The organism is Flavobacterium lacisediminis, from assembly GCF_025909975.1.
Taxonomy (GTDB): Bacteria; Bacteroidota; Bacteroidia; order Flavobacteriales; family Flavobacteriaceae; genus Flavobacterium; species Flavobacterium lacisediminis.
This window is the reverse complement of record NZ_JAPCIO010000014.1, coordinates 1-22,321: the sequence shown is the minus strand read 5'-3', so window position 1 is coordinate 22,321 and position 22,321 is coordinate 1. Positions and strand designations below refer to the sequence as shown.

Genomic DNA, 22,321 nt, shown 5'->3' with positions numbered 1-22,321 from the left:
TATAATTAAGAGTTATTGAATTTTTTATTTATTTGCTAAAGTAATTAACATTACCCTACCGCCTTCTTCTTTAGAAAGCAATATTTGTTTTCCATCGGCTAATTCTAACATTCCACCAATAGGAATGTCAATGTTTTCAGTTTTGTCCACTAAAGACGTTAATTTTTGATTTACAAAAACCCATTTGTTATTGTGAAAAGTGAAATAGCCAACAGGTACTTTTTGAGCAGCTGTTAATCTTTCATTTCTAATGATATTTTTATTTACATGCCATTGGAACAAGTATTGGTTGTTATAGACCATTAAACGATGGTTTTCAGGTTTCCAAACGCCTTCTTTAAATTGCGAGTAAAAATCTAAAACAGGTAATGTTCCTTGATGCTTTGTACCACAAAATGGACATTTAGGTGTATTGGTGTTATCAAAAACATACCATTTTTGTTCACAAGAACTATTGCCACATGTTTGAACTAAGTCAGAAGTTTTTAATAACGCATTTTCCCATTCGTCAGCTGTTGGTCTAGCCATAGGATTATGCAAACCATCAATAAATGCTCTATCAAAAAGTGGTTTCAAATAGGGTCCAGTAATTGTATATGGCAATTTATCTATATCCGACCAATATTGATCCCATTTTGAGACTTGATTCATCTTTGGACGATTACTCTTATCAGTAGGATGCTCAATAAACAAAGCCTTTTCTCCCATAGATAATAAGTCATCCTTTTCTGTATCTAAATCATGTACTTTACCTCCTTTCAAAGGATGTCTGTGCAATAGATACATATAAATTAAACAAGCTAAAGCATGTAAATCAGTTAATCTATTAGGAAGTTTTCTATTTGGGTCGTTTTTACCTAAGTGTTTTGTTGCTAAAACTTCAGGAGCGATAAAATCCGCTGTACCAATTACCTCAGCAGCAAATATACCTGGAACTACCAAACCATCTAAATCAATCATACAAGCAGAACCGGTTTGTGGGTCAACAAGTACATTATTATAAGATAAATCGGAATGAGAAAGCCCCATTTGATGCATTTTCTTAACTCCTCTAGAAAGATTTACACAAATTTGAAAATAGTTTAACCAATTACCTAATTCGGAATGATCTAAACTTAATGGAAATTGTCTATTTCTAAATTTTGCACCTGCAAACCATTTTCCATTTTTTTCTTCTCCCTTAATTAAATCTTGAGTAGCATATCCTTTTTTAAAGAAAAATTTTGAATTATAAATTGGAACTACAATTCCAGTTTTTCCATTATGTTCAATAACGTCAGTTGGCCATCTAAATATTTCATCTAAATAATAATCACCTCCTTCGTTATTCTTAATACGAGTTAAATAATCTGACGTGATTTTTTTTAAACGCTCTTTTTGATTAAAATCCTGTTTTTCTTTAAAAATAGCCACTACGTATTTTTTGTCGGGACTAAAATATACGTTTTTTGCAGTACCACTTTTAGGTTCTCCTGTATCAACATATTGATAAGAAGTACCATTTAGAATTGATTTTACTGTTATTATCGACATTTTTAAAAATTTTAATTAAAAAACAATTGCCAAAGTTCTATCATCATGGTTTCCTGGACTCCAAAAATCCATCCAAGTTGAAAGTTGGTTTGCAATTTCGGTATTGGATTCCTCAAAAACCACTTTTGCATTATCTTCATTATTACCTTGTAGGTCTTCAATGAATTCTTTCCATTTTTCTAATTTTTCAAGATTAGCCTCAACCACAAATTTTGCATCATAAATTCCATCAGTCATTAACATCAAATATGAAAAATCATCAATAATTTTTAATGCAAAGCGAGTATAAAATTTATCGCTTGTAAAAATTTCAGGCATTGTAATAAATCTTGTTCCTCCACCAAATTCACCCACATCTAACCAATTTAATAATTTTAATTCCGTAAGATCTTTGTTTATTACTGCAATTGGGCAATCACCAACACCAAATGAAAGTACTACATAACCAAAGTCATATTTTTTAAATAACGAAAAGATTAATGTACTGTGTAATTCTTTTATTGGAAACTCATTTTTATTTGAGAATTCTTCTAATTTATTGTAAACGTGTTTAGCACAACCTCCTAGGTAATTATAGATAAATTTACTTATTTGAACTTGGCTTGATTCTTTTACCTCAGTTTCTTTTACTATATCTGCATTATCATTAGTTGTGACTTCAGCATCAGTAATAGTTTCAGTAACATTATTTTCTTCAATTGGTGGTTCTACGACTGTAGAATTACTATTACTATCGTTATAATGATTTAGAATAAGTTGGTCAAAATTATTAACAACTTCATCATTAAAATTAACTTCGAAATAATTAACTACTTCGTTACAAGAGATTTCAGAACCTTTACGTGAGTTTTTAGCACTACCCGCACCATCTGAAACTGCTATCACGCTCCAACCTGTTTTTTCAAAATGATGAAAAGCAAAATCATCATCGCGGAATGAACCTACATTTGCATGAGAACGACCTCTTTTAGATGAAACTACTATATTCTTGGTTCCTAATTTATCAAATACATTAACATTATCTTCCTTCCAAAATCTATCTGTTTTATCACTCTCTTTATTTTGCCAAAGTGATTTAGGGTCAGCGTTAATAATTAGATTTATTGCTTTTTCATTCAACGTACTATTTTCATTTTCCCCTTTTACTCTAAATTTCAATTTTATTTTGAAATCACCATTAGCTGTAGGAGTTCCGTAAATTCGCTCTTCATCTTTATCATAAGACAAGCCCATTTCATCCAAACCTTCAAATTCAGAGAAAATAATGTTACTCCAGTTTAATTGGATAAAATCAAATTTATAATCGTAGGCTTTTCCAACCGTTCCATTAGGAACTTGAACTTGATTGTTTATAATATCATTAATACTTTCTCTAATTCTCCAATTTTCCATAATGCTTTTTTGTTGGTTAGAAATTAATTCAACCGATTGTATTATTTCTTCATCAATTATAAACTTTTCAAATACTTCTTTATTCTTGTGATTTAAAGTAATATTATTTCCTGTAAAAAGTTTTTCTATATAGTCTTTTGTATATGACATTTTAACCTAAAGTTCTATTAACATCGAATCCTCCTTCACCAGCTCCATAAGTTCCTTGATTTCCACACCAAGGACAAGTACTAACTTCCTCCTGACCTATACAATGTATTTTACCACACTGACACATTGCAAAACCAAATTGATTTCCACAACATGGACATGAAGGAGCTCCTACTAATTCATCACTATTGATTTTAGCATTCATTTGCGAATCATCAGAGAGTTCAAAATAAGAGTTATCTATTTGAAAACCACCAACCAATCTGTAAGATCTTGTTTCAAGACCAGCAAAACCAGAAGGTTGAATAAATTTTCGATATTTCATCAAATAAGGGCGTTTTGTATTTTGGCACTTAGCCGACAAAACCACATAATTATTATCAACGTATAAATTTGGAGTAGGTTGTTTTGTTAGGTCAATTTTAGAAAGGGTATTCCCATCCATTTCTGCTAATTCAAAACCTGAAGCATTTCTTTCAACACTTACACTACTTGTTTTAATTGAGTCGGTAATCCATTTGAAGAATTTTTTATAATCTTCTTCAGTTGAGTTTTTGAAATGCAATACATTTTCGGTTAATTCGCTCAAAAGTTTTGTATCTGTTTCATCTCCAAAAGAAACCGCAACTAAATTAGCAGTTTTAGCCCAATTTTGTTTCCATTCATTAATAGCCACTTTGGAATCATCAGTTGGAACGCCATCTGTAAACAAAAATACGATTGGTTTCCAATCTCCTTTTTGCTCGAAAGTTGTTTTTACCGTATTTTTTCTTAATTCGTACATTAAATGACCTAGACCTTTGCCTAGAGAAGTTCCTCCGCCAATTGGAAATTTAGGTGGATAGAAACTTACAATTTCTTGTAATGGTACAAGCGTTTTTGCTTGACCTGCAAAAACAATAATTGACACCCATACCGTTTCAATTGCATGCGGGTCTTGTTTTATTGCTTTAATAATGGTTGCCATTCCATCTTCTACAAATTGGATTTGTTCTCCAACCATAGATTCAGAAACATCTATTAAAAAGTATATTGGTAGTTTTCTCATAAAATACTATATATAGTGTATAAGATTGATATTATTGTTAATACAAAAGTCAATGCGGTAAGCCAAACAACAATATTTGCTAATAATTTGTTATATTTATTATATGTATAATAAACTAGAAATGAAAAAAACACAGGATACCAAAAATTGAAAATTGAAAATTCTGTATGATTTAAATTGTAATTTATTTGAACAACAATAAAAATCCATATGAAGTTTAGAATTAATACTAAAATTATATTTGGAATTTTTTTCTTAAAATCATAAAAGCCTTCATCATCTATTTTTTTATCTAATTCATTTAGATTAACTTCAATAGGAAATTTTTCATTAACATCTTCGATACTTTCAATTAAACCACGATTTAGTGCTTCCTGAACTGCAGCTTCTATTGCAAGTTCTTGATATTTATTTCTAAATTCTAAAACCTCCAATAGTTTTTTATCAGAGTGTTCACTCATTTTTTTTGAAAAACAATTCATTCTATTCAAATTTAAATTATTACTCTCATGACTATTATCAAAATGATAATTAAAATAATAGGTGATGATAAAAAACTAGATGTATTAAAATCTGATGGTTTATTTTTATAAGTATAAATAGTTGCAGGTCCATGAAAATTATAACTTGAAAAACCCTCACCTGACAAAAAATTAAAAAAAGAAAATTTACTATTAGTCTTTGATAAAGAATCCAAAGAATAAGCGTATACTTCCTTTGGGTCAATTACTAAGGACTTCCCATTTTCAATGATTATCTCTTCCAAATACAACCAATTATCTTTTTTTAAAAAAACTGTCCCTGTCCCTGTTATTTTCTGTTTAAATAACTTTCCATATCCAAATAAACTTCTACCCCAATTAGAGTCTAAATAAACATCAACTATTACATCTTTTGTTGAAGCAAAAAAAGCACCTGATTTAACAATTAAACTTCCATTAATTTTCTTTAAGTCAATTATCAATATTTCTGAACTTAAACTATTTCGATAAAAAAATGAAAAGCCATCATTATATCTTAATTTTAAATTTTGATCTATATTTGATAAGTTCTCATATTTAACAATTGAAAAAAAAGATTCACCTCCTAAAAATCGCTTAATAGATTTAAAAAGGTTCATTTCGATTGGCATATATTTTATTCCTCCATCACAAAATGACATTGCTCCCCTCTCACTTAAAAATATTTCTTTTGGTTTTAAGTTAATGTCAAAAATTCCGTATGTCTTTAAATTTACATCCATAATCAAATTACTAATGTTATTTCACTTGGTGGCGGTGGTAATGCAACGCTTTCCCCTGTTCCTTGACTCTTGTTTCCTTGTTCAATAGTTTCGGAAACCCATTTAAAGAATTGTTTTAATGTAGCACTATCCGCATTATCCAGATGTACAACATCATCAGTAAGTACTTTTAATTTTGAATCATCTGCTAAATTACCAGCAGCACATGCCACAATAGCTCCAAAATTCAAGTTTCTCACTCTAGGTGCAATTTCATTATATAATTGAATGTCGGATGGTTTACCATCAGTGAACAAAAAAAGTAATGGTTTCCAGTCACCCTTTTGATTTTCTGTGCTCTTTTTTATGTCTGATTGCACTTTAGTGTAAAGTAGTTCCAAAGCCTTTCCTGTATGGGTAGGACCACTTTGCGGACAAGTTATCTCAGGTAATTGAAACATTGCTAATTCAGTAAGCGGACAAACTTCATTAACATCACGATCAAAAGTGATAATGCTAATCCAAAGCGAATCAAGTGCTTGTGGGTCTTGTCTTAGTGTATTAATCATTCCACTAAGTGCATTATTTAAAGCGTGAATAGGTTCACCATACATTGAACCTGAAGTATCTAATAAAAAGTAAACTGGTAATCTTCTCATTTTTATTTTTTTCTGAATATCGAACGAATTAACATATTTCCTAACTTTCTTTCCAAACCTCCTCTTGTTGTAGGTACACCTGTTTTTCTGGCAAAACTTTGTTTCATACCTGTTATGCCTAATAACCTTAAAAGTGAAAATGAAAAACCAAATTTTGACATAACTAACTTTTATACAACAATGTTTAATTCTGCAGGAGGTGGAGGTAATTCATTAAGACCTGTAACGTCTTTTCCACTATCTTCAACTTTTGTTGAGGAAACACCGATTGATGCTGTTACCCATTGGAAAAACTTTCCAATACTAGCACTATCAGCTGTATCTAAACTAACCACATTTTCAGTAATTTGCTTTAAAATATTTGTATCAGCACCACTACCGGCAGCACATGCTACTGTAAAAGCGGTTTTACGTTGCTTAAACTCGTTTAAACCTGATTGCCAATCATCCGTAGGAATACCATCTGTCATTATAAAAACTAAAGGTTTCCAATCACCCTTTTGTTCCATAGTGGTTTTTGCCACCTCATTATCGATTTTATTTGATACTAGTTTCAACGCATCACCTAAAGCGGTAACTCCTGTTGCTTTAATATCTACCATTTGAAAGGAAGCTAAATCAGTCAAAGGAATAATTTGTTGTGCAACACTATCGAAAGTAATAACACTTATAAAAGCCGTTTCTATAGCTTGTGGGTTTTGTCTTAGTGAAGAAATCATTACTTGAACACCATTTTTAACGGCCTCTATAGGTTCTCCACTCATAGAACCTGATGTGTCTAACAATAAATAAACTGGTAATCTTCTCATAATTTCTTAATTTGTTGGTATGTTATAAGTTTGAATGTTTTCAACATTGATGTTGTATGTTGAAGTATCTGCTTCTGGATCATTTTGAATTAATTCAGATAAAACAGCTTGAGTAATATCTTTACCTCCAATAATATGGCTATATAAAGCTCCAATAGTATAAATAGGACCCCATGGAAGTCCCCACCATCCTATAAAAAAGTTGAGCAATACGTAGGAATATGAATATTTAAAGGAATTTTCATCTTCTCTAATAAAATAAATGTTAGAACTTCTTTTCAATGTCATAATTACAAAAGAAATAGTATAGGGGAAAATCACAAATTTCCCCCCTTTATTAACTAGTTCTTTGATTTGGCTTACACTTAAGCCTTCGATATTTTTTATTAACATATTACAAATATGATTTCATAATTCTATGAATTGTCTGCCCTAAAAACGTATCTTCTGTTGGGTCTCCTATAGCACTAAATTTCCATTCTCCGTTTCTTTTATACAATTTACCCATGATAATAGAACGTTTACCACCATATTGTCCTTCAGCTGAGACGTTATAGTCAGCAAATACTGATTGAACTCTAGTTGGAGTACCTTCGTACATTCTAATTTTTGCATAAGGAATTTGAGAAAAATCTTCAGATCCTGCATTATTTAAAAAGAAGAAAATTTGTGAAACATTAGAATTTAACTTGTTTAAATCAACAGTAATAATTTCATTATCAAGACCATCATCTCCACCTTTATCTCCTTCTAAGTCATCACCAGTATGTTTCATAGCACCGTCAGAAGTAAGTAATTTTCCTTTTGGTAGTCCAAATTGTTGTAAAATCTCTACTCTGTATAAAGGTGAATATAAGTGATCACAAATATTATTTTGGTCATCTACTAAAACACAACTTAAGTCCAAATCAATGTTTTGAACTGATTTTGATAATCCAAATAATGTTTTCTTTTCGATTGCGCCCCAGTTAACACCAACACAAAAATTAGTAAGAGTTTCCCCTGAAGTTTTTCTTAAATCAATTTTTTGACCTTTTGCTAAATTAATTGCCATGTTTATTGTTTTATATTTAGTTATACTTGTTTAAATAATCTTGTAATCCACCTTTCATTCCCATACCAACTGCTTCAAATTTCCATTCATTGTTTCTCTTGTATATTCTTCCAAACTCAACAGCTGTTTCAATTGAGAAATCTTCATCTAATTCATACTTTAAAATTTCTTGATTAGTATTTGTATCAAATATTCTAATGAACGAATTCCTTACTTGACCAAAATTTTGCTTTCTAACCTCAGCATCATGAATAGTTACAACTAAACATATTTCAGATGCATTATTGTCAATTTTACCAAGGTCAACATTTACTTGTTCGTCATCTCCATCTCCATCTCCTGTTAAATTATCACCTGTATGAACCACAGCTCCATCTGGTGAACTCAAATTATTGTAAAAAATGAAATGACCATCAGAAAGTAATTTTTTGTTTTCACCTAACACAAATACAGATGCATCTAAGTCAAAACCTTGCCCTGTTGAAGATTCATTTGTATCCCATCCAAGTCCAATTGTAAATCTAGGAGAGTTAATATTTTCTCTTTGCCCTTTTTGTAAATTAATTGCCATTTTTAAATTGTTTTTATAGTTGTCAAATTTTTATTGTATTCTCTTATTTGATGATAATTGTTACTAATTGATAATAGGAATAACTCTTCTCTTCTGAGAGAATTTATACTATTCAACAAAAGCGTTAATTCATCCTCATTTAAATTTAAAATATACTTTACAATTCGAGTATTGAATTGAAAGTTGTCTCTGTTAACTACATCAATAATTTCTTCAATACCTTTTACTGAGAAATAATTAAAGTAATTTTCTATATTTGGATGTATGTCTTTGTTTACTAATTCAGCGAAATAAAGAAAGTAAAAGTCTCCTTTTACATTATATTGACTTAGGATTTTGTTCACTGTATGCTCATGACTACCAGTGATTTTAATATCATCTAAAAAAAGACAAAATTTCCCATTTATAAATTCTTTGTCTATATAATAGGTGTCATTTGAAATTAATTTAACTCTATCTTCAAAATCAAGATTCCCATAATCTGTAACATATGTTTGATTTCTGTAAATTTTTGATTCAATAGCTGCTTTTTTATTATTTTCAAATAGAAATTTGTTTAGAAATTCTTTAAAATAAAAACACAGAAAATTGGAAGCAGTTGGTATGGATAAATATGGACTTGGCAAAATAATAATTTCATTTTGTTCAAGTATTTTTTTACTGTTACTAATTATAAATCCATCGAAAAGTTCTTTAGCAAATTTTTTAGCAAAGTCTTTATCACCAAATTTAAACCAACTATAATCAGAAGGATTAAAGGTTAAATTACTTTTGGAAGTTATTTTATGTAAACTATATGATTTATTCAATTTGTCAATTTTTAAAATGTAAAGTTGAAAATCCGAAAGCTTTTGCTCCATCACAATCTGCTATCAAATTATCACCTATGTGGAGAACTTGGCTTTTAGGAAATCTATTTTTAATTGCTATTCTATCATAAACTAAGTTGAAAATTTCAACATTAGGTTTTGAATAATTACACTCATCAGAATAAATCTGAAAGTCAAAAAAACCACCTAAATTATTTTTATCTAATAACAACCTTAAGGTTTTTCCTTTAATGAAACCTGTATTACTCAAAACATTCATAGTTATACCATTATTTTTTAAATCGTTAAAAATTTGATGTGTATAACTATTAATAAACATTGGTTCATTTTCAAAAAAAATCTTTTCCGATTCTTTATAAAACGCCTCTAACATTTTTCGGTTCAATTTGTTTATATCATAACCTAATGAACTCAATATTAAAAGATAAATCTCATCTGTATCTATATTTTTTCCAGTCTTTTCATTGATGGAATTACAAACAACATCATAGTATCTAACTTTTTGAGATACTATTTCAATGTTATACTCTATTTCAAAAAAATCTTTAAATAATTGATTTCTCTTCAATTTATAAATTGGATTTGATTTAATCAATGTCAACCATAAATCAAATGAAATATGATTATAATCAAGTCCAACTAAAAAATCTATTGACTTTATTATTTCCAATTATTTAATTATTTGACCTGAATAATATTTTTCCAAAAAGTATCCTAAATCCGCTTTATATCCAATTCCAGAAGCTTCAAATTTCCACTGTCCATTTCGCTTGTAAAGTCTACCAAACTCTACACCTGTTTCAATTGAAAAATCTTCGTCTAATTCATATTTTGCAATTTCGGTATTAGAAGCATCGTCAACAATTCTTATGTATGAGTTTCTAACTTGACCGAAATTCTGTTTTCTTCTTTCAAAATCTTCAATTGTTACTACAAACAAAATTTCTTGAACTCTTTCATTAACTTTATTTAAGTCAACTTTAATTGCTTCATCATCATCTCCATCACTATTTCCTCCTGTCGGATCATCTCCTGTATGATTTAACGAACCATCAGGTGAATTCAAATTATTGTAAAAAATAAAATACTCTTCTCCAAGTAATTTTCTATTTTCATCAATCATAATTGCTGAAGCATCTAAGTCAAAATCATGACCTGTACCCTCATTAGGATCCCAACCTAAACCAACGGTAATTTTTGATAATCCAATATCAATTTTTTGTCCTTTTTGTAAATTAATTGCCATATTAAAATATTAAAAAAATAATCCTATCCTTTAAACCTCAATCCACACTCCCCATCATAACAATAACTCTTCTTAGAGCCATTATATACTATGGGAGCTTGAAGTTCTACTTTCATAAATTCTAAATAATTGTATATCGTACGCTCTGATACATTGATTTTCTCCGCAAAGTCTTTCGGACTTCCCGTTAGTTCAACCTCAATCAGTTCATGAATCTTTATGATAGTGCGTATATCCAAACGTTTACAATTATATCTTAAATTACTGCAACCAGAATGCAGTATGTTAATCGTTATCAACAATTTCATTTCAAACTTATAAACTACAAACTTCAAATCCGTACGGAAATCCGTACGGGCAAAAAAAAAGGAGTGCTTTTTTTTAAAACACTCCTAAAAACTAATTATTTATGATTTGTTAAGGCTTAATCGGATTGTTACCTCCTTGACCTCCTGTGTCACCTTCGCCAATAGTATCTCCCTCTTTAAGAACTACTGAATAATCAAACTCTTGAGGTTCTGAATTTACCTTTGGAGATGAAAACACCTCATTATCGTCGTTTGAACAAGAAACTAAAACGCTTCCTAATGCTATAAAAGCAACCACTAAATATTTTTTCATTGTAGTAATTTTTTAAAATTGAACATGAGTTAGGCTGATCGGAAATGGATCCGAAAACAACTTCGATTTCTAATCGATTCTCCTTGACGGAGTATTTTGTGTGGGAAGTGTTAGCGTGCTACTACAGAACTTGCATTTTATACTTCCCGAATAAAAATTCGGTTCTGCATAGCAACACTATTTTAAAATCAGTTTTGTACATTTGTTTCAATAGCTAGTTAAAACAAGAACTAATTCTGAGGCAAAGGAATTACGTTTTCGAGTGAGTGTTTATAAGGAATTCCTGAAATTCCGACTATTCCTTAAGATTCCTAATTAATCCGTTATGACAACAAGAACACACGCTTTAGAAGACTACAAAAAAGCGATTAAAGAACAATACGAAATTGAAAAACAAGGAAAATATTCTAGTTTTTTGATAGCACCATCAAGAGCAAAACTGCGTCAACTGTGTGAGGAAAGATTAAAAGAATCAAATGAAAAAGAAGATAAAGTTAGTTTTCATTTCGTTTTTGGTTTTGAATATGAAGCAGGTAATCGATACAAACTACAAGCACAAACTGATAAATTCAGACCTATTGAAACTTTTTTTAAAGGTGAAACCGATTTAGCTGATTTTGAAACCATCAACATAGCAGCGTTACTTGTAGATTTTAAACCAAGACCTTTTAAAGTTTTTATTTCAAAATATAGTGGAATAGAAACTATTAAAGAGGAAACATTATTAGAGGAAGGTTTATCTGTAAAACCTGATTATGAAATACAGCCTCCAATATCAGAAGAAAAAAAGAATTGGAAAAATAAAGCAGGTATCGGTTTATTGGTTATAGCAGGTCTTTTTTCCGTGGGCTATACCACTAAAAATTTAATTATTGAGGAAAAAGAATGCATGCAATGGCAAACCGACCATTACGAATATATCGATTGCAATAGTAGTACTTCACAAGGAATTTTAGAAATTCCAGTAGAACCAGCAGATGAAAGTAAAGCCAAACTCAGAAAAATTGAAGTAACGGAAACCACCACTTTCTTCGTTAATGATAAACCAGTAGTTTGGTACGCTAAAGTAAACGGAGAACCTGAATTTTTCAATACACACGGATTCCATCCTATTACTGGAAAACCGCTTAAGCCTATTACTAAGTATATGATTGATAAATGGGTGAAGCATAAAGAATGAATTCTAAATCATAATAAAGCTTCACGTAGTAAAAGCTAAACATAAAACCAAAGCAAAAAAGAGGCCTAAGCCTCTTCCTTTATTTAACAATTGCTTGTACATAAAACATTTCATGTCTACCTGTTCCTCTATTGTATGTAATACTTACACCTCCCTGCAACTTCCAATTCTTTTTCAAATACTCGTTTATTTGTTGCTCTAATTCTGTGATAGAAATTCCTTCGATTACTTTATATTCTTTCATGATTGATTTATTGGTTTTAAATTTTTTAAATACTCATAAAATTCTATAGACCAAACGATTTTATACTCGTAAGCTATGGGATTAAAAACTTTGTAAGCTATTAAGTGACTTTTCTTAAAATACAAATTCTCTAGCAATAGCACTTTTTCCTTAACATTTTTAAATTCGGGATGTTGGTAAGAAAAAGTTAACCCTACATCTTCTGGACGAATGAAAAAATTGGAATTTCTAAAACCCAATACATTTTTAAAAAAAGGATGCGCAAATTTCTCATGTAATTGAATTGTATTTTTCCAATGAAACTGTATTGGCTCTTTACTAATGATTTTCTTCATGAAAGGAATAGTTTTATGACTTTCTAAAAGCGGAAACTCATACACGTCAACTAATTGTAACTCTCTTTCAATATAATGCAATTGTAATTCATTATCGTAATCTTGATTAAAATTGAAACCTAATATCATATCTTCATTGATATAGAGTTTAGACAAAACTTCGCCCGATAAATTTTCAGGATTCACTACCCAACGTTTTCTCTTTTTACTATTCGCTTCTTTGTCAGATTCATAAAATGGAAATTGAGAAACAAGGTTAACAATTTCTTCATTGCTTTTGCCTTCAATATCAAAAGCTTGTATGTTTAGTTTGTTCATTTTTTTTAAATCTTTAAATACCTCAATAGTTTCAAAAATACTATTGAGGTATTGCTCCTTAATTATTTTTTAGGTGTATTTCCTCTTCCTGGTCCAGATGGTTTTCCGGTTTTACTAGGATAATTAGGATTAGGTTTACTTGTTGAAGTACTACTTGGTTTTGAACTAATTCCTCTACTTGTGCCTGAATTTGCATTTAATTTACTCATGGTTTTTGGTTTAAATAATTTACCTACTCGTTAGCTTTTCGGATTCCGCTTTAATTACAAACCAAAAGTCATAAGAAAAAAAATGCTGATATAATATTGAATCATATCAGCTCACTATAAAGAATAAAAGCGGTTTTTTGAGGAATGAAAGCGGTTATTTTCGAAATGATTTTAAAAACGATTGATAATTTTCAGAAACGGGCAACTTCATAGTTTCCAACTTTCCAAAAGCATTAAACACTTCTACCTCAATAACTTCCTCCTTCTTATTATAGTGTTTAATGTGGTTAACGTTTACACGAAACGATTTATGAATGGTAATAAACTGAGTTTTCAACATTCCTTTGTCTTCCATTTTAGAGAAAGAAAAATCAATTAAATTTTCTGCTTTTCTATTGGTAAAATAAATTTGTTTGTTGTTCGATTCGGAGCCACTGGCTTTATCAGCTACAAGATATACAATAGATTCTATCGCTATTTTTGTGCGTTTTTGTTTTCCTAAATCAAGAGTGACATAATGCTGGTTCCAAAAGAATTTAACCTCTTGTAAAAAGCGAGTAAAGGTCTTTTGAAACTCATACTCAGTAAAAGGTTTCGTTATATGATCAACACACAACGATTCCTCACGCTTTAAACGTTCCATTTCCTTAACATATTCAGGCGTATTACTGCTAGCAAATAGAACAGGTAATTTTAATTCAAATGCCACCTCCATTCCTGTCATATAAGAATCTCCTAAGTTCAAATCTAAAATCAAAATATCAGGCTTAGATAACTTAACCTCTTGTAAAAAAGTCTTTGCCGTTAAAGAAGCAGTAACGATTTCAACAGGTAAAGCATTTAAAAATCTTTGATTTCTTTCCAATTGTTCTGGATTGTCGTCTAAAAGAGCTATTTTCATTTTATATTCTATATTATTTTATAAACATTCAATATTAAATTCATTTTCCTAGTCATTCCCTATTTTGTTAGGCTGAACCTGACGAAGTATCCTGCTCTGTAGGCTTTTGATTTACGAAGTAAAAGCTGTCATTCCGCCAAAATGGGAAACTCCTACACTGCAGACATTCGCTTCATGCAGTAAAAGCTGTCATTCCGCCAAATAGGAATCTCCTACAGAGTAGGCTTTTGCTTTACACAGTGAAGTAACACCTCACCTCTTATAAAACACCTCAAAATTATTCCCCGTTTTATGCCAATCATCCCCCTCTTTCACATACATCATTTCTAAAGGAAACTCCGTACTAAAACCATTCATACCATCATTCATGGCACTTAAAACAGCTAACCTACTATTCTCATTTACCTCATCCAATAGAAAAGCTAAAATCAAAATAGCTTCATCATTTCTAGTCATACCAAAATGATACACTTCTTTAATACTAGAAACTTTTGAAAATGCATTACACAATTGCGCTTTGTGGGCTCCATAAATAGGCTGTTTTGGGTACCAAATCAAAACTTCAGTATCTTCTTTAATAGTAATTTCATTAGAATTAGAAACGTTGCGTTCTAGTACAAACATGGTGTCTTGGTCACTATCAATCACAACTCGACCAAAATTTTCACGTTCAGCAATTTCCATGATAGTTTTTGATGGAATAGCAATGTAACCCATTTCCTCTTTAGTCCATTTTGATAATGCCTCCTCAGAAGTAAAAACACCCAAGACCAGTAAACCATCTAAATTATATACCGTTGCAAAATCAATTACGTCACCACCTTTTGATTTTTCCCACCCATTAGAATGCTCGTGCTTATCGGCAGTTGGTACAAATAGAAAAGAACGTGGTCCATACAATTCTTCTATTACTTTTCCATAGTTTTCAGGCATTTTGTTATAATGATAAGCTTGTATCAATTGCAATAAAACCGAATTATCAGGTGTACATTCAGCTTCTTTTTTTCCGAGTAGTTTGTTGAAAAGTTTCATTCTATTTTAATTTCCCCACTTAGGATTCAATCTTCTCATTTCCTTTTCCAATTCCTCAATATTGTTTTGACAAATTGAAATATCTTCTTGTGCCAAAGCAATCTGACTTTCCCTTTCGTTTGCTGTTCTTAGAAATTTAAACTCTGTTACATTGACTAATTTCTTGTTAGCTTTTCTAAGTTCTTCGCGTGCAATATTTAATTCGTTGTCGATTTCATTGATTCTTTTCTGTCTGGCTTTTTCTCGTTCCCTTTCGATGCGTTCTTGTTCAAGGCGTTCTTTTTCCGCAATTATTTCTTTCTGCTTGGCAATCTCTTCGTTTTGAATTTTTAATTGCTCGTTATAAATTTCTGTCTCTTTATTTCCTTTTTCAATTTTATCTTTTTTGAAGCTTTGCATCATTTTGAAAGTTAAAGAAAGTAGCAAAACAAATATTCCAACGGATATAAAAAACGTTTTTTTTCTCACTCCTAATATCTTGTCTTCCTCCTCAACTTCAATTTCTTGAAGAGGTTTTTTTATAGGTGGCGGCGTTTTAAATGTTTTAATTGGAGGAGGAACTGAAACAAAAAGAGATTTTAACTCCTCAATTTCTTCTGCATTCTTCCAATCTTCTAATCCTTCATACCAAACTTTAGTAGTTCTAGTGATTTTTTTTGTTTTTAATTCCTCTAAATTAAATGGACCTTGTTGTTCGTCGTCAATAAATAAGAAAAAGGTTTTCATCGATATTGATAATTTTTATTAAACTTTCTTTTGATTATTTTACACTTGCATTGATAACCTCCCAGCCTAAAGTACTTACATTACTGTAAGCTTTCACCTTTAGTTTAAATTCTTGTTTACTATTAGGCGGATAAAATTCATAAAGTGTATAATCTTCAGAACCAATTAGAGTGTTTGTCTTACTATAAAAATTCACTCTAACAGTAACATCTTTATACGTTGTTACGGTTGCAGTATTAGTAATAACACCATTAATTTTTACTTTATCACCTATAAAATTAGTATTGTAAGTTCCATCTGCTTGTAAATAATTTAAAGGACTATGGCCTTCAATTTCTTGAATAGTCATTACACTTTCTTGATAAGTTGATGTTGAAGATTGTTTGTCAATAATATTCAAAACAAATAGTATTATGAGAGCTATTAAAACCGCTATTGCCAATCTTTTCAAAATTTTGAAAAGCTTTGAATAATCTTTTTCCTCTTTTTGAATTGGTTGTTCAGATGTTTTATTTTCGGTATTATCTTTTTTCAAAGGCGGTGGCAAAACTGGAAACAGAATTTTCAATTCTTCTATTGTTCCAGCTTCTTTCCAATCTTCCATGCCTTCAAACCATACCTGAGTATTACGGGTAATATTTTGTTGTTTTAATTCTTCAATATTGAATGGTCCAATATTCTCTGTACCATTGTGTAGATAATATTTATTCATTTTATTTTTATTTTTTAAATTCTGTAATGCCAATTTCGACCGACTTTATCTAAGTCAAAAGCATTTCGTTTAAGTATTGTTTACAATAAGATTGATTTATTAAATACGACTTACAAATCTCTTTTCTTTATCACTATTCCATTGTACTTGATATGTTTTACCATTTATTTGATCTAACAATATGAAATTATACATATTGTTTGTTTTATAAAGAGTAAACCTGCCTTTTACTTCGACTTCATCTGACATTAAAAGTGAACTAGAATTTAATATAAGTTCTCCTTGATAACCATCATCTGAAATTGTAAAATGTACTTGCCACATTTTTCCATTTCGTGTGTCTAATTTTATAAAAGTCCAATAATTATCTGTTGGAAATAATTGATAAATAGCATTTTCTGAAATTTGTTTCTGTTGGACTGTATTAGTAGCTTTTAATTGGTTTTGACCAAAAGAAATAATAGTAAATAATACAAATGCCAATGTAAAAAATCTTGTTTTCATATTGATGTGTTGTTTTATGTTTATAATTAATTTAGTTGTATTTATGCTGACTGCTAGCAATGATTATTGCTGATTCATACTCTCGTTTAAAAACTTTATAATATATTCAACAGCTTCATTTAATCTTTCATCTACCAATGTGTTCGGAACTCTAATCGTAAAATAACCTCTTCTAAATGAATGATAGGTTCTTTTCAAATCTCTTAAAGCCTGATTAGAATCATAGTGATGATGCATTCCATCTATTTCAATATTAAATTTATGTTTTGGAATAGCAATATCTATATGTTTATAACCATCAAATTTTTCAATTACAGCAGGTACACCATTTGTTTTTAAAGCCAAATACAAATCGATAGTTTGTTGGGTGGTATAATTATCCCATAACAATGCTCTAATCCAATCTTGATGAATTCTGCATAATGGATGACTAAAGTGATTTAATGAATAATCATAAATCTCTGTAGAAATATTATAACCGCATTCAATACAAAAGTATTTCATTATCTATCGATAAATTTTATTATTATATTTTGAATTTCCTTTTGCCAATCTTTAATTTGATTTTCAACATTTATCATTATAATGCTGCACTGCTTACTTTCATCATGGGTTCCCTCTTTATCAAAATAATTTCCTGATTTAATTGACTTACTTTCACTTGGATAAACCAAAGCCACTTTCTCTGCATCGAAATATTCGTGATAAACATACATTTGCCTTAAATCATCTGGTGACGGATTGTAGCCATTTAAATTCTTCCACTTGGTATCTAAAACGATTTTTTGACCAGATGTTGTTTCTATGTAAATATCAGGTTTCATAGAGGTTCTTCTCCCATTTTCAGGCTTCCAAAAATACTTAAAAGTTTGTGGTTTAACTTTTGAAAAATCGACTTTGTTTTTCTTTAAGCTCACATAAATAAATTGTTCCCACAACAAATTCATATCAAACATTAGTGCTAAAACATGATTTCGCCCTTTACTTATATCTGGATGATATTGTAACAAAAGTAATTTAGCAATATCTATGGCTTTCGTGTAATATTGACTTTTTCTATTAAAAATTAGTTTCTCAAAAGTGGAGGCACTAACTTTCATATCTGGCATTTCAGGAAAATTTAAAAGCAAAGCACCTATCCTTCCATTCAAACTGGTATTTGTATTAATCAGCTTCAACAATTTTAATGCTTTGTACAATATAAAATGTAAAGTGTGTTCTACATCATAGGTAGTATGACGGACATAAAAGCGTTCCTGATGCGTTAAGTTGTATTGTATGTGTTTACTGAATTGTAAGCTACCTTTTAAAGCAGTAACATTGCCTTCTTTTTTTCGGTATTTTTTTATTAATCCTGTATGCAATAAATATTCTAATTCCTTAACATACAGTTCAAAATACAAATCTAAAACAGTATTAGGTTTTATTTTTAAGTTACTTGAACTAGTTGATTTAATATCAAAACTACCTACTGTTTGTAACATGCCAATTAACAAGTCACGCCATTTTTTATCTTCTTTTTCTGAATGCGGATTTCTATCTACTTTTGGTAAAACTTCAATTAATGTATTTCCTACTTGTAATACTCCAACATGTTCATTAAACTGTACCCCATTATAAACTAATTTATAGAAAGGCACCCCATTTCCATAATAGCGCTCCAATGCTTCAAATTGATCTTTGGTGATTCTCCTTTCACCTTTATCAAATCGAAGTATTTCATGTTCAAATACGACTATGTTTTCTTTTGCTTTACTCAAACTTCTTATTCATTAAAACTTGAATAGCCTTTTCAAAGTTCATGGCCACTTCAGTGTTTTTTATTTTTAAAACAAAATTATCGGTAACTCTATAATCAATAATTTCATACACATTTCTTTCCTCAAAATCATTAGCAGAATCAGTATCAAAATCAGCAAAAACAGTAGTTTCTTTTTGATATTCTTTCAGTTTAACAAAACCTTTTCCTAAAACCAGTCCAATTTTCCCATAATCCCCAAAGAAGTATTCTTGTAATAATGGAATAATATTTTTGTAGAAAGACTCAACAATAGATGTATACGTTTTATTCAAAAAATATGCGTGTCCAATGGCATGATCTTTATCTATTAGTTTCTCTATTCTAGTATTAATAGTTCTTAAAATTTCAGAAGCCTCATAGTCTGAAATTTTATACTTCAATCCATATAAATCATATTTTGGAGGCATTTCAACAAAACTAAAACGTCTTCTTAAAGCGGTATCTAGTGCTTCAACGCTTCTGTCAGCCGTGTTCATGGTACCGATAATGTATAAATTAGGAGGAACACCAAATTTTTCTTTGCTATATGGTAAAGTAACTTCTAGTGCTTCTTCTTTCCCTAGACGTTTACTGTCTTCAATTAATGTTATTAGTTCCCCGAAGATTTGAGAAACGTTACCACGGTTAATCTCGTCGATGATTAAAACATATGGTTTTACTAATTTATTCTTGATTTGTTCTTTTGTTAATTTATCAAATTGCTCTTTAACTTCCTCGTAAGTTAAATCCAAATTATCAAAATGAACTGCATCAATCTCTCCTTTAGTATCTATAACAAAATCATAGAATTTTTTATAAACTGCAAATAGTTCGCAATGGATATGGCCAACTAATGGATGTAATTCCGTTTTGAGATTTTTAATTTTGTTAGGTTCAATTCCTTCAACCAAAACTCTTTTTAATTTTTCCTTAGTTACACTAAAAGTATGTTGCCCTTCAGAAACTTTCTTATTATTACTCCATAAATACTTAATTAAAATAGAGTCTTTGTTAGCATTAACTAACATTATTTCAACTCCTGTTTTAGTCTTAAAAATGCCTTCTCTTTTACCTTCAAATGGTTTTATGTTTTCAATAAAATCATTATATAAATTTTCAAAATCATCATTACTTTCATTTTCACTACCATCTTTAATATATTCAATCAAAGCATTTTTAGTGATTGTTTTGAATATTCCATCTTTAATTGCGTAGGTTACTTTTTCATTTTTTGTTTCAGGCTTAATACCTTCAATAAAATCTTCATACGACATACTTTGATGAAATGTAATAAAATCAATTTGATTTTCTTTTGCTTTCTTTTCAAACAAATCTTTTACAGCTTCTCTATTATCAAAATTCAAAGCTTTCACTTCTTCGTCATTTATTATTTCTAAAGCATTATTTATAGTATTAAAAGTTTTTCCTGTCCCTGGAGGACCATATAGAATTTGGTTTAATGGCGTTTTCAAAATAGTTCCTTTTTTATTATCAATTTCTAGTGCGTAGTTTCTTAATGTATTTCCAAAGGTTTCGTCAAGTTTTAAAAGTGCTTGCTCGATTTTTTCATTTATCTTTGGATCACTAAATTCAATGGACTCAAAATAGGCTAAACTTAATTCCTCAGCACCATGATCTTTATTCCAAAAAAATTGTTCAGACAATTTATCATTCAATAAATTTTTATACAAATCTTGTTTTGACTTTTTATGCTCAAAATGAATTTCTACACATACTTTTTGGGGATGTTTTGGTCTAGTAATTAGTTCATAATGACAGAAATCTTCTTTACCTATGATATTTTTAGAATCACTAATCCATATCCATTTTTTTCCTTTTCTTTTGTCATTAAAAGTAAAATCATGAATATTTGTTTCTGAAAATTCAAGATAACTTTTAAAATTTTCAATGATTTCAGAAAAAGAATTAGCCAAAGTAGTTTTCTTCCATAAATCAGCTGTGAAATCAAAATAATCTTGTTCAAGTACTTTCTTTGAAAGTATATAACGATTTAAATCAGTATATTTTTTACTCACATCAGTATATCCTAATGATTGAGCCGATTCTAGTAATGATTCTTTTTTGAATATATTAACCACATTAAAATTACCATATAAAAAGGCTATTTTCCATTTATAGGCATCTCCTAAATCAATTTCATCGATATGCTCGATTGAATTGTTTTGCGTATTTTCAATAATAGCTAATAGAATGTTTTTTATATTCTGAAAAGCCATTTCTTTAGTATCGCCATATTTTTTTGCCCAAGAATATTCTCCATCCGTTAAAAGACTCTCTTTGGTTGTTGTAGATTCTAAATTACGTCTTTTAAATATTCCGAATTTATAAGCAGAACCACCCCAAATACTTCCTAAGTGATACGTTTTAGCCTCCAACCAATAACAAAAGGAGGTTTTATCTAAATTAGTATATTCCTCTAATGTCATATTTTGAATACGAGATAAAGGCCATTCTTGTAAAAAGGTTTCTTTTAGTTGGTATAAATTTTCGTTCATCTAATTAAATATTTTAAGCCCTCCACTCTTTAAACTGTCCTTCCGCCTGTTCCATGATTTCTTGAAGAATAGCATTTAATTCTAAAATACTAACTTTCCCACGCAATTCTTTTTTGACTGCTAAACGAATGGCTGCTTTCGCATCTTCTTTATTTGTCCAGTCGATTTGTAGGTTGCTTTTTACGGCTTTTACTACGTTGTGAACTACGTCTTGAATAGGACCCGCTTCGTTGATGATGTCTTTTTTAGCCGCTAGAATATCATAAAATGCTAACTCTTCATCCGACAAACCTAATTCTGATTTTCGTTTGTCTTCGTCTTGCATTTCTTTGGCACGTTCTACTAATTCGGCAATTGTGGTGTACGAATCAATCGCATTGGCGTGATAACGGTCAATGACTTTTTCTAATTCCTCTTTTAGCGAAGTGTATTTCNTCTACTAATTCGGCAATTGTGGTGTACGAATCAATCGCATTGGCGTGATAACGGTCAATGACTTTTTCTAATTCCTCTTTTAGCGAAGTGTATTTCTTAATATTCTGAGGCAAACGCATTCTGATTTCGTCTTTCAAAATATTCTTTAAAAGTTCAATCTTAATCGCAATACTGTCTTTATCTTTCTTAACGCCTAACAAGAATTGCTCATCTAAAATAGAAATATCGGCTTTTTCAATACCTGCCATCGCAAATACATCAATAATATCATCCGATTCGATACTTCTACTAATC

The 22,321-nt window shown here is 30.0% G+C and carries 29 protein-coding genes; 1 reads left to right on the top strand and 28 read right to left on the bottom strand.

All coding sequences use genetic code 11. The features are described from left to right. Window positions 1–24: 24 nt before the first annotated feature. From OJ995_RS13235 to OJ995_RS13165, 15 genes are all read right to left on the bottom strand, one after another. Window positions 25–1,533: a helix-hairpin-helix domain-containing protein gene (locus OJ995_RS13235; RefSeq protein WP_264369870.1), complete on the bottom strand. Its 1,509-nt coding sequence runs from the start codon at window positions 1,531–1,533 to the stop codon at window positions 25–27. A 15-nt stretch (window positions 1,534–1,548) separates the two neighbouring features. Beyond that, complete coding sequence (locus tag OJ995_RS13230; RefSeq protein WP_264369869.1) at window positions 1,549–3,075, bottom strand: protein phosphatase 2C domain-containing protein; 1,527 nt, start codon at window positions 3,073–3,075, stop codon at window positions 1,549–1,551. Between the two features lies 1 nt (window position 3,076). Then, window positions 3,077–4,123, bottom strand: a complete 1,047-nt coding sequence (locus OJ995_RS13225) for a TerY-C metal binding domain-containing protein (protein WP_264369868.1) — start codon at window positions 4,121–4,123, stop codon at window positions 3,077–3,079. Beyond that, the gene (locus tag OJ995_RS13220; protein ID WP_264369867.1) at window positions 4,120–4,584 is read right to left on the bottom strand and encodes a hypothetical protein; all 465 of its coding nucleotides are present in this window, start codon (window positions 4,582–4,584) and stop codon (window positions 4,120–4,122) included. The genes OJ995_RS13225 and OJ995_RS13220 overlap by 4 nt, the downstream gene beginning before the upstream one ends. 32 nt (window positions 4,585–4,616) lie before the next feature. Continuing rightward, complete coding sequence (locus OJ995_RS13215) at window positions 4,617–5,366, bottom strand: AIM24 family protein (protein ID WP_264369866.1); 750 nt, start codon at window positions 5,364–5,366, stop codon at window positions 4,617–4,619. A 2-nt stretch (window positions 5,367–5,368) separates the two neighbouring features. Further along, window positions 5,369–6,004 carry a vWA domain-containing protein gene (locus OJ995_RS13210; RefSeq protein WP_264369865.1) on the bottom strand — a complete coding sequence of 212 codons (636 nt, stop codon included), beginning with the start codon at window positions 6,002–6,004 and terminating at the stop codon, window positions 5,369–5,371. A gap of 2 nt (window positions 6,005–6,006) precedes the next feature. After that, a complete protein-coding gene (locus OJ995_RS13205; protein WP_264369864.1) occupies window positions 6,007–6,165 on the bottom strand; it encodes a hypothetical protein in 159 nt (52 codons plus the stop codon). A 9-nt stretch (window positions 6,166–6,174) separates the two neighbouring features. Then, window positions 6,175–6,813 carry a vWA domain-containing protein gene (locus tag OJ995_RS13200; protein WP_264369863.1) on the bottom strand — a complete coding sequence of 213 codons (639 nt, stop codon included), beginning with the start codon at window positions 6,811–6,813 and terminating at the stop codon, window positions 6,175–6,177. A gap of 6 nt (window positions 6,814–6,819) precedes the next feature. Then, entirely contained in the window at window positions 6,820–7,101 is a 282-nt protein-coding gene (locus tag OJ995_RS13195; RefSeq protein ID WP_264369862.1) for a hypothetical protein, read from the bottom strand. 106 nt (window positions 7,102–7,207) lie between these two features. Beyond that, window positions 7,208–7,867, bottom strand: a complete 660-nt coding sequence (locus OJ995_RS13190) for a TerD family protein (RefSeq protein ID WP_264369861.1) — start codon at window positions 7,865–7,867, stop codon at window positions 7,208–7,210. A 16-nt stretch (window positions 7,868–7,883) separates the two neighbouring features. Further along, window positions 7,884–8,438, bottom strand: a complete 555-nt coding sequence (locus tag OJ995_RS13185; protein ID WP_166076599.1) for a TerD family protein — start codon at window positions 8,436–8,438, stop codon at window positions 7,884–7,886. A 2-nt stretch (window positions 8,439–8,440) separates the two neighbouring features. After that, on the bottom strand, window positions 8,441–9,247 hold the full coding sequence (locus tag OJ995_RS13180; RefSeq protein WP_166076598.1) for a phosphoribosyltransferase family protein: 807 nt from the start codon (window positions 9,245–9,247) through the stop codon (window positions 8,441–8,443). Between the two features lie 4 nt (window positions 9,248–9,251). Next, on the bottom strand, window positions 9,252–9,938 hold the full coding sequence (locus OJ995_RS13175) for an HAD family hydrolase (protein WP_264369860.1): 687 nt from the start codon (window positions 9,936–9,938) through the stop codon (window positions 9,252–9,254). Next, entirely contained in the window at window positions 9,939–10,514 is a 576-nt protein-coding gene (locus OJ995_RS13170) for a TerD family protein (RefSeq protein WP_264369859.1), read from the bottom strand. Window positions 10,515–10,931: 417 nt separating this feature from the next. Next, complete coding sequence (locus tag OJ995_RS13165; RefSeq protein WP_264369858.1) at window positions 10,932–11,135, bottom strand: hypothetical protein; 204 nt, start codon at window positions 11,133–11,135, stop codon at window positions 10,932–10,934. A gap of 325 nt (window positions 11,136–11,460) precedes the next feature. Between OJ995_RS13165 and OJ995_RS13160 the strand changes: the two genes are divergently transcribed. Next, window positions 11,461–12,315: a hypothetical protein gene (locus tag OJ995_RS13160; protein WP_264369857.1), complete on the top strand. Its 855-nt coding sequence runs from the start codon at window positions 11,461–11,463 to the stop codon at window positions 12,313–12,315. 79 nt (window positions 12,316–12,394) lie between these two features. On the opposite strand, the gene OJ995_RS13155 is transcribed toward OJ995_RS13160, so the two are convergent. The 13 genes from OJ995_RS13155 to OJ995_RS13095 all read right to left on the bottom strand — a co-directional run bounded on the left by OJ995_RS13155 (window position 12,395) and on the right by OJ995_RS13095 (window position 22,275). After that, the gene (locus OJ995_RS13155; protein WP_264369856.1) at window positions 12,395–12,559 is read right to left on the bottom strand and encodes a DUF1737 domain-containing protein; all 165 of its coding nucleotides are present in this window, start codon (window positions 12,557–12,559) and stop codon (window positions 12,395–12,397) included. After that, window positions 12,556–13,212: a hypothetical protein gene (locus tag OJ995_RS13150; RefSeq protein ID WP_264369855.1), complete on the bottom strand. Its 657-nt coding sequence runs from the start codon at window positions 13,210–13,212 to the stop codon at window positions 12,556–12,558. Before OJ995_RS13150 ends, OJ995_RS13155 begins: the two co-directional genes overlap by 4 nt. A gap of 62 nt (window positions 13,213–13,274) precedes the next feature. Beyond that, window positions 13,275–13,421 (bottom strand): hypothetical protein, encoded by a 147-nt coding sequence (locus OJ995_RS13145; protein ID WP_264369854.1) that lies wholly within the window; start codon window positions 13,419–13,421, stop codon window positions 13,275–13,277. 154 nt (window positions 13,422–13,575) lie between these two features. Beyond that, the gene (locus tag OJ995_RS13140; protein WP_264369853.1) at window positions 13,576–14,322 is read right to left on the bottom strand and encodes a LytR/AlgR family response regulator transcription factor; all 747 of its coding nucleotides are present in this window, start codon (window positions 14,320–14,322) and stop codon (window positions 13,576–13,578) included. Window positions 14,323–14,574: 252 nt separating this feature from the next. Next, window positions 14,575–15,354, bottom strand: a complete 780-nt coding sequence (locus OJ995_RS13135; RefSeq protein ID WP_264369852.1) for an SseB family protein — start codon at window positions 15,352–15,354, stop codon at window positions 14,575–14,577. A gap of 6 nt (window positions 15,355–15,360) precedes the next feature. Further along, a complete protein-coding gene (locus OJ995_RS13130) occupies window positions 15,361–16,080 on the bottom strand; it encodes a GYF domain-containing protein (protein WP_264369851.1) in 720 nt (239 codons plus the stop codon). Between the two features lie 34 nt (window positions 16,081–16,114). Then, a complete protein-coding gene (locus OJ995_RS13125) occupies window positions 16,115–16,792 on the bottom strand; it encodes a DUF4339 domain-containing protein (protein ID WP_264369850.1) in 678 nt (225 codons plus the stop codon). A 99-nt stretch (window positions 16,793–16,891) separates the two neighbouring features. Continuing rightward, entirely contained in the window at window positions 16,892–17,296 is a 405-nt protein-coding gene (locus OJ995_RS13120) for a hypothetical protein (RefSeq protein WP_264369849.1), read from the bottom strand. Window positions 17,297–17,359: 63 nt separating this feature from the next. After that, window positions 17,360–17,800: an endonuclease domain-containing protein gene (locus OJ995_RS13115; protein ID WP_264369848.1), complete on the bottom strand. Its 441-nt coding sequence runs from the start codon at window positions 17,798–17,800 to the stop codon at window positions 17,360–17,362. Beyond that, a complete protein-coding gene (locus OJ995_RS13110; protein WP_264369847.1) occupies window positions 17,800–19,056 on the bottom strand; it encodes an McrC family protein in 1,257 nt (418 codons plus the stop codon). The genes OJ995_RS13115 and OJ995_RS13110 overlap by 1 nt, the downstream gene beginning before the upstream one ends. Continuing rightward, a complete protein-coding gene (locus OJ995_RS13105; protein ID WP_264369846.1) occupies window positions 19,049–21,592 on the bottom strand; it encodes an AAA family ATPase in 2,544 nt (847 codons plus the stop codon). The genes OJ995_RS13110 and OJ995_RS13105 overlap by 8 nt, the downstream gene beginning before the upstream one ends. Before the next feature lie 13 nt (window positions 21,593–21,605). Continuing rightward, window positions 21,606–21,965 (bottom strand): DUF3387 domain-containing protein, encoded by a 360-nt coding sequence (locus tag OJ995_RS13100; protein ID WP_264369879.1) that lies wholly within the window; start codon window positions 21,963–21,965, stop codon window positions 21,606–21,608. A gap of 19 nt (window positions 21,966–21,984) precedes the next feature. Next, a complete protein-coding gene (locus tag OJ995_RS13095) occupies window positions 21,985–22,275 on the bottom strand; it encodes a type I restriction enzyme endonuclease domain-containing protein (protein ID WP_432419335.1) in 291 nt (96 codons plus the stop codon). Window positions 22,276–22,321: the final 46 nt, after the last annotated feature.

Bases quoted from the DNA above. Each gene is read 5' to 3' on its own strand.
- OJ995_RS13210 (WP_264369865.1), bottom strand. From the start codon at position 6,004: ATGAGAAGATTACCAGTTTACTTTTTATTAGATACTTCAGGTTCAATG.
- OJ995_RS13215 (WP_264369866.1), bottom strand. From the start codon at position 5,366: ATGGATGTAAATTTAAAGACATACGGAATTTTTGACATTAACTTAAAA.
- OJ995_RS13225 (WP_264369868.1), bottom strand. From the start codon at position 4,123: ATGAGAAAACTACCAATATACTTTTTAATAGATGTTTCTGAATCTATG.
- OJ995_RS13105 (WP_264369846.1), bottom strand. From the start codon at position 21,592: ATGAACGAAAATTTATACCAACTAAAAGAAACCTTTTTACAAGAATGG.
- OJ995_RS13200 (WP_264369863.1), bottom strand. From the start codon at position 6,813: ATGAGAAGATTACCAGTTTATTTATTGTTAGACACATCAGGTTCTATG.
- OJ995_RS13130 (WP_264369851.1), bottom strand. From the start codon at position 16,080: ATGAAAACCTTTTTCTTATTTATTGACGACGAACAACAAGGTCCATTT.
- OJ995_RS13150 (WP_264369855.1), bottom strand. From the start codon at position 13,212: ATGAACAAACTAAACATACAAGCTTTTGATATTGAAGGCAAAAGCAAT.
- OJ995_RS13125 (WP_264369850.1), bottom strand. From the start codon at position 16,792: ATGAATAAATATTATCTACACAATGGTACAGAGAATATTGGACCATTC.
- OJ995_RS13160 (WP_264369857.1), top strand. From the start codon at position 11,461: ATGACAACAAGAACACACGCTTTAGAAGACTACAAAAAAGCGATTAAA.
- OJ995_RS13120 (WP_264369849.1), bottom strand. From the start codon at position 17,296: ATGAAAACAAGATTTTTTACATTGGCATTTGTATTATTTACTATTATT.
- OJ995_RS13170 (WP_264369859.1), bottom strand. From the start codon at position 10,514: ATGGCAATTAATTTACAAAAAGGACAAAAAATTGATATTGGATTATCA.
- OJ995_RS13230 (WP_264369869.1), bottom strand. From the start codon at position 3,075: ATGTCATATACAAAAGACTATATAGAAAAACTTTTTACAGGAAATAAT.
- OJ995_RS13155 (WP_264369856.1), bottom strand. From the start codon at position 12,559: ATGAAAGAATATAAAGTAATCGAAGGAATTTCTATCACAGAATTAGAG.
- OJ995_RS13165 (WP_264369858.1), bottom strand. From the start codon at position 11,135: ATGAAAAAATATTTAGTGGTTGCTTTTATAGCATTAGGAAGCGTTTTA.
- OJ995_RS13115 (WP_264369848.1), bottom strand. From the start codon at position 17,800: ATGAAATACTTTTGTATTGAATGCGGTTATAATATTTCTACAGAGATT.
- OJ995_RS13140 (WP_264369853.1), bottom strand. From the start codon at position 14,322: ATGAAAATAGCTCTTTTAGACGACAATCCAGAACAATTGGAAAGAAAT.
- OJ995_RS13135 (WP_264369852.1), bottom strand. From the start codon at position 15,354: ATGAAACTTTTCAACAAACTACTCGGAAAAAAAGAAGCTGAATGTACA.
- OJ995_RS13195 (WP_264369862.1), bottom strand. From the start codon at position 7,101: ATGACATTGAAAAGAAGTTCTAACATTTATTTTATTAGAGAAGATGAA.
- OJ995_RS13205 (WP_264369864.1), bottom strand. From the start codon at position 6,165: ATGTCAAAATTTGGTTTTTCATTTTCACTTTTAAGGTTATTAGGCATA.
- OJ995_RS13145 (WP_264369854.1), bottom strand. From the start codon at position 13,421: ATGAGTAAATTAAATGCAAATTCAGGCACAAGTAGAGGAATTAGTTCA.
- OJ995_RS13235 (WP_264369870.1), bottom strand. From the start codon at position 1,533: ATGTCGATAATAACAGTAAAATCAATTCTAAATGGTACTTCTTATCAA.
- OJ995_RS13190 (WP_264369861.1), bottom strand. From the start codon at position 7,867: ATGGCAATTAATTTAGCAAAAGGTCAAAAAATTGATTTAAGAAAAACT.
- OJ995_RS13185 (WP_166076599.1), bottom strand. From the start codon at position 8,438: ATGGCAATTAATTTACAAAAAGGGCAAAGAGAAAATATTAACTCTCCT.
- OJ995_RS13220 (WP_264369867.1), bottom strand. From the start codon at position 4,584: ATGAGTGAACACTCTGATAAAAAACTATTGGAGGTTTTAGAATTTAGA.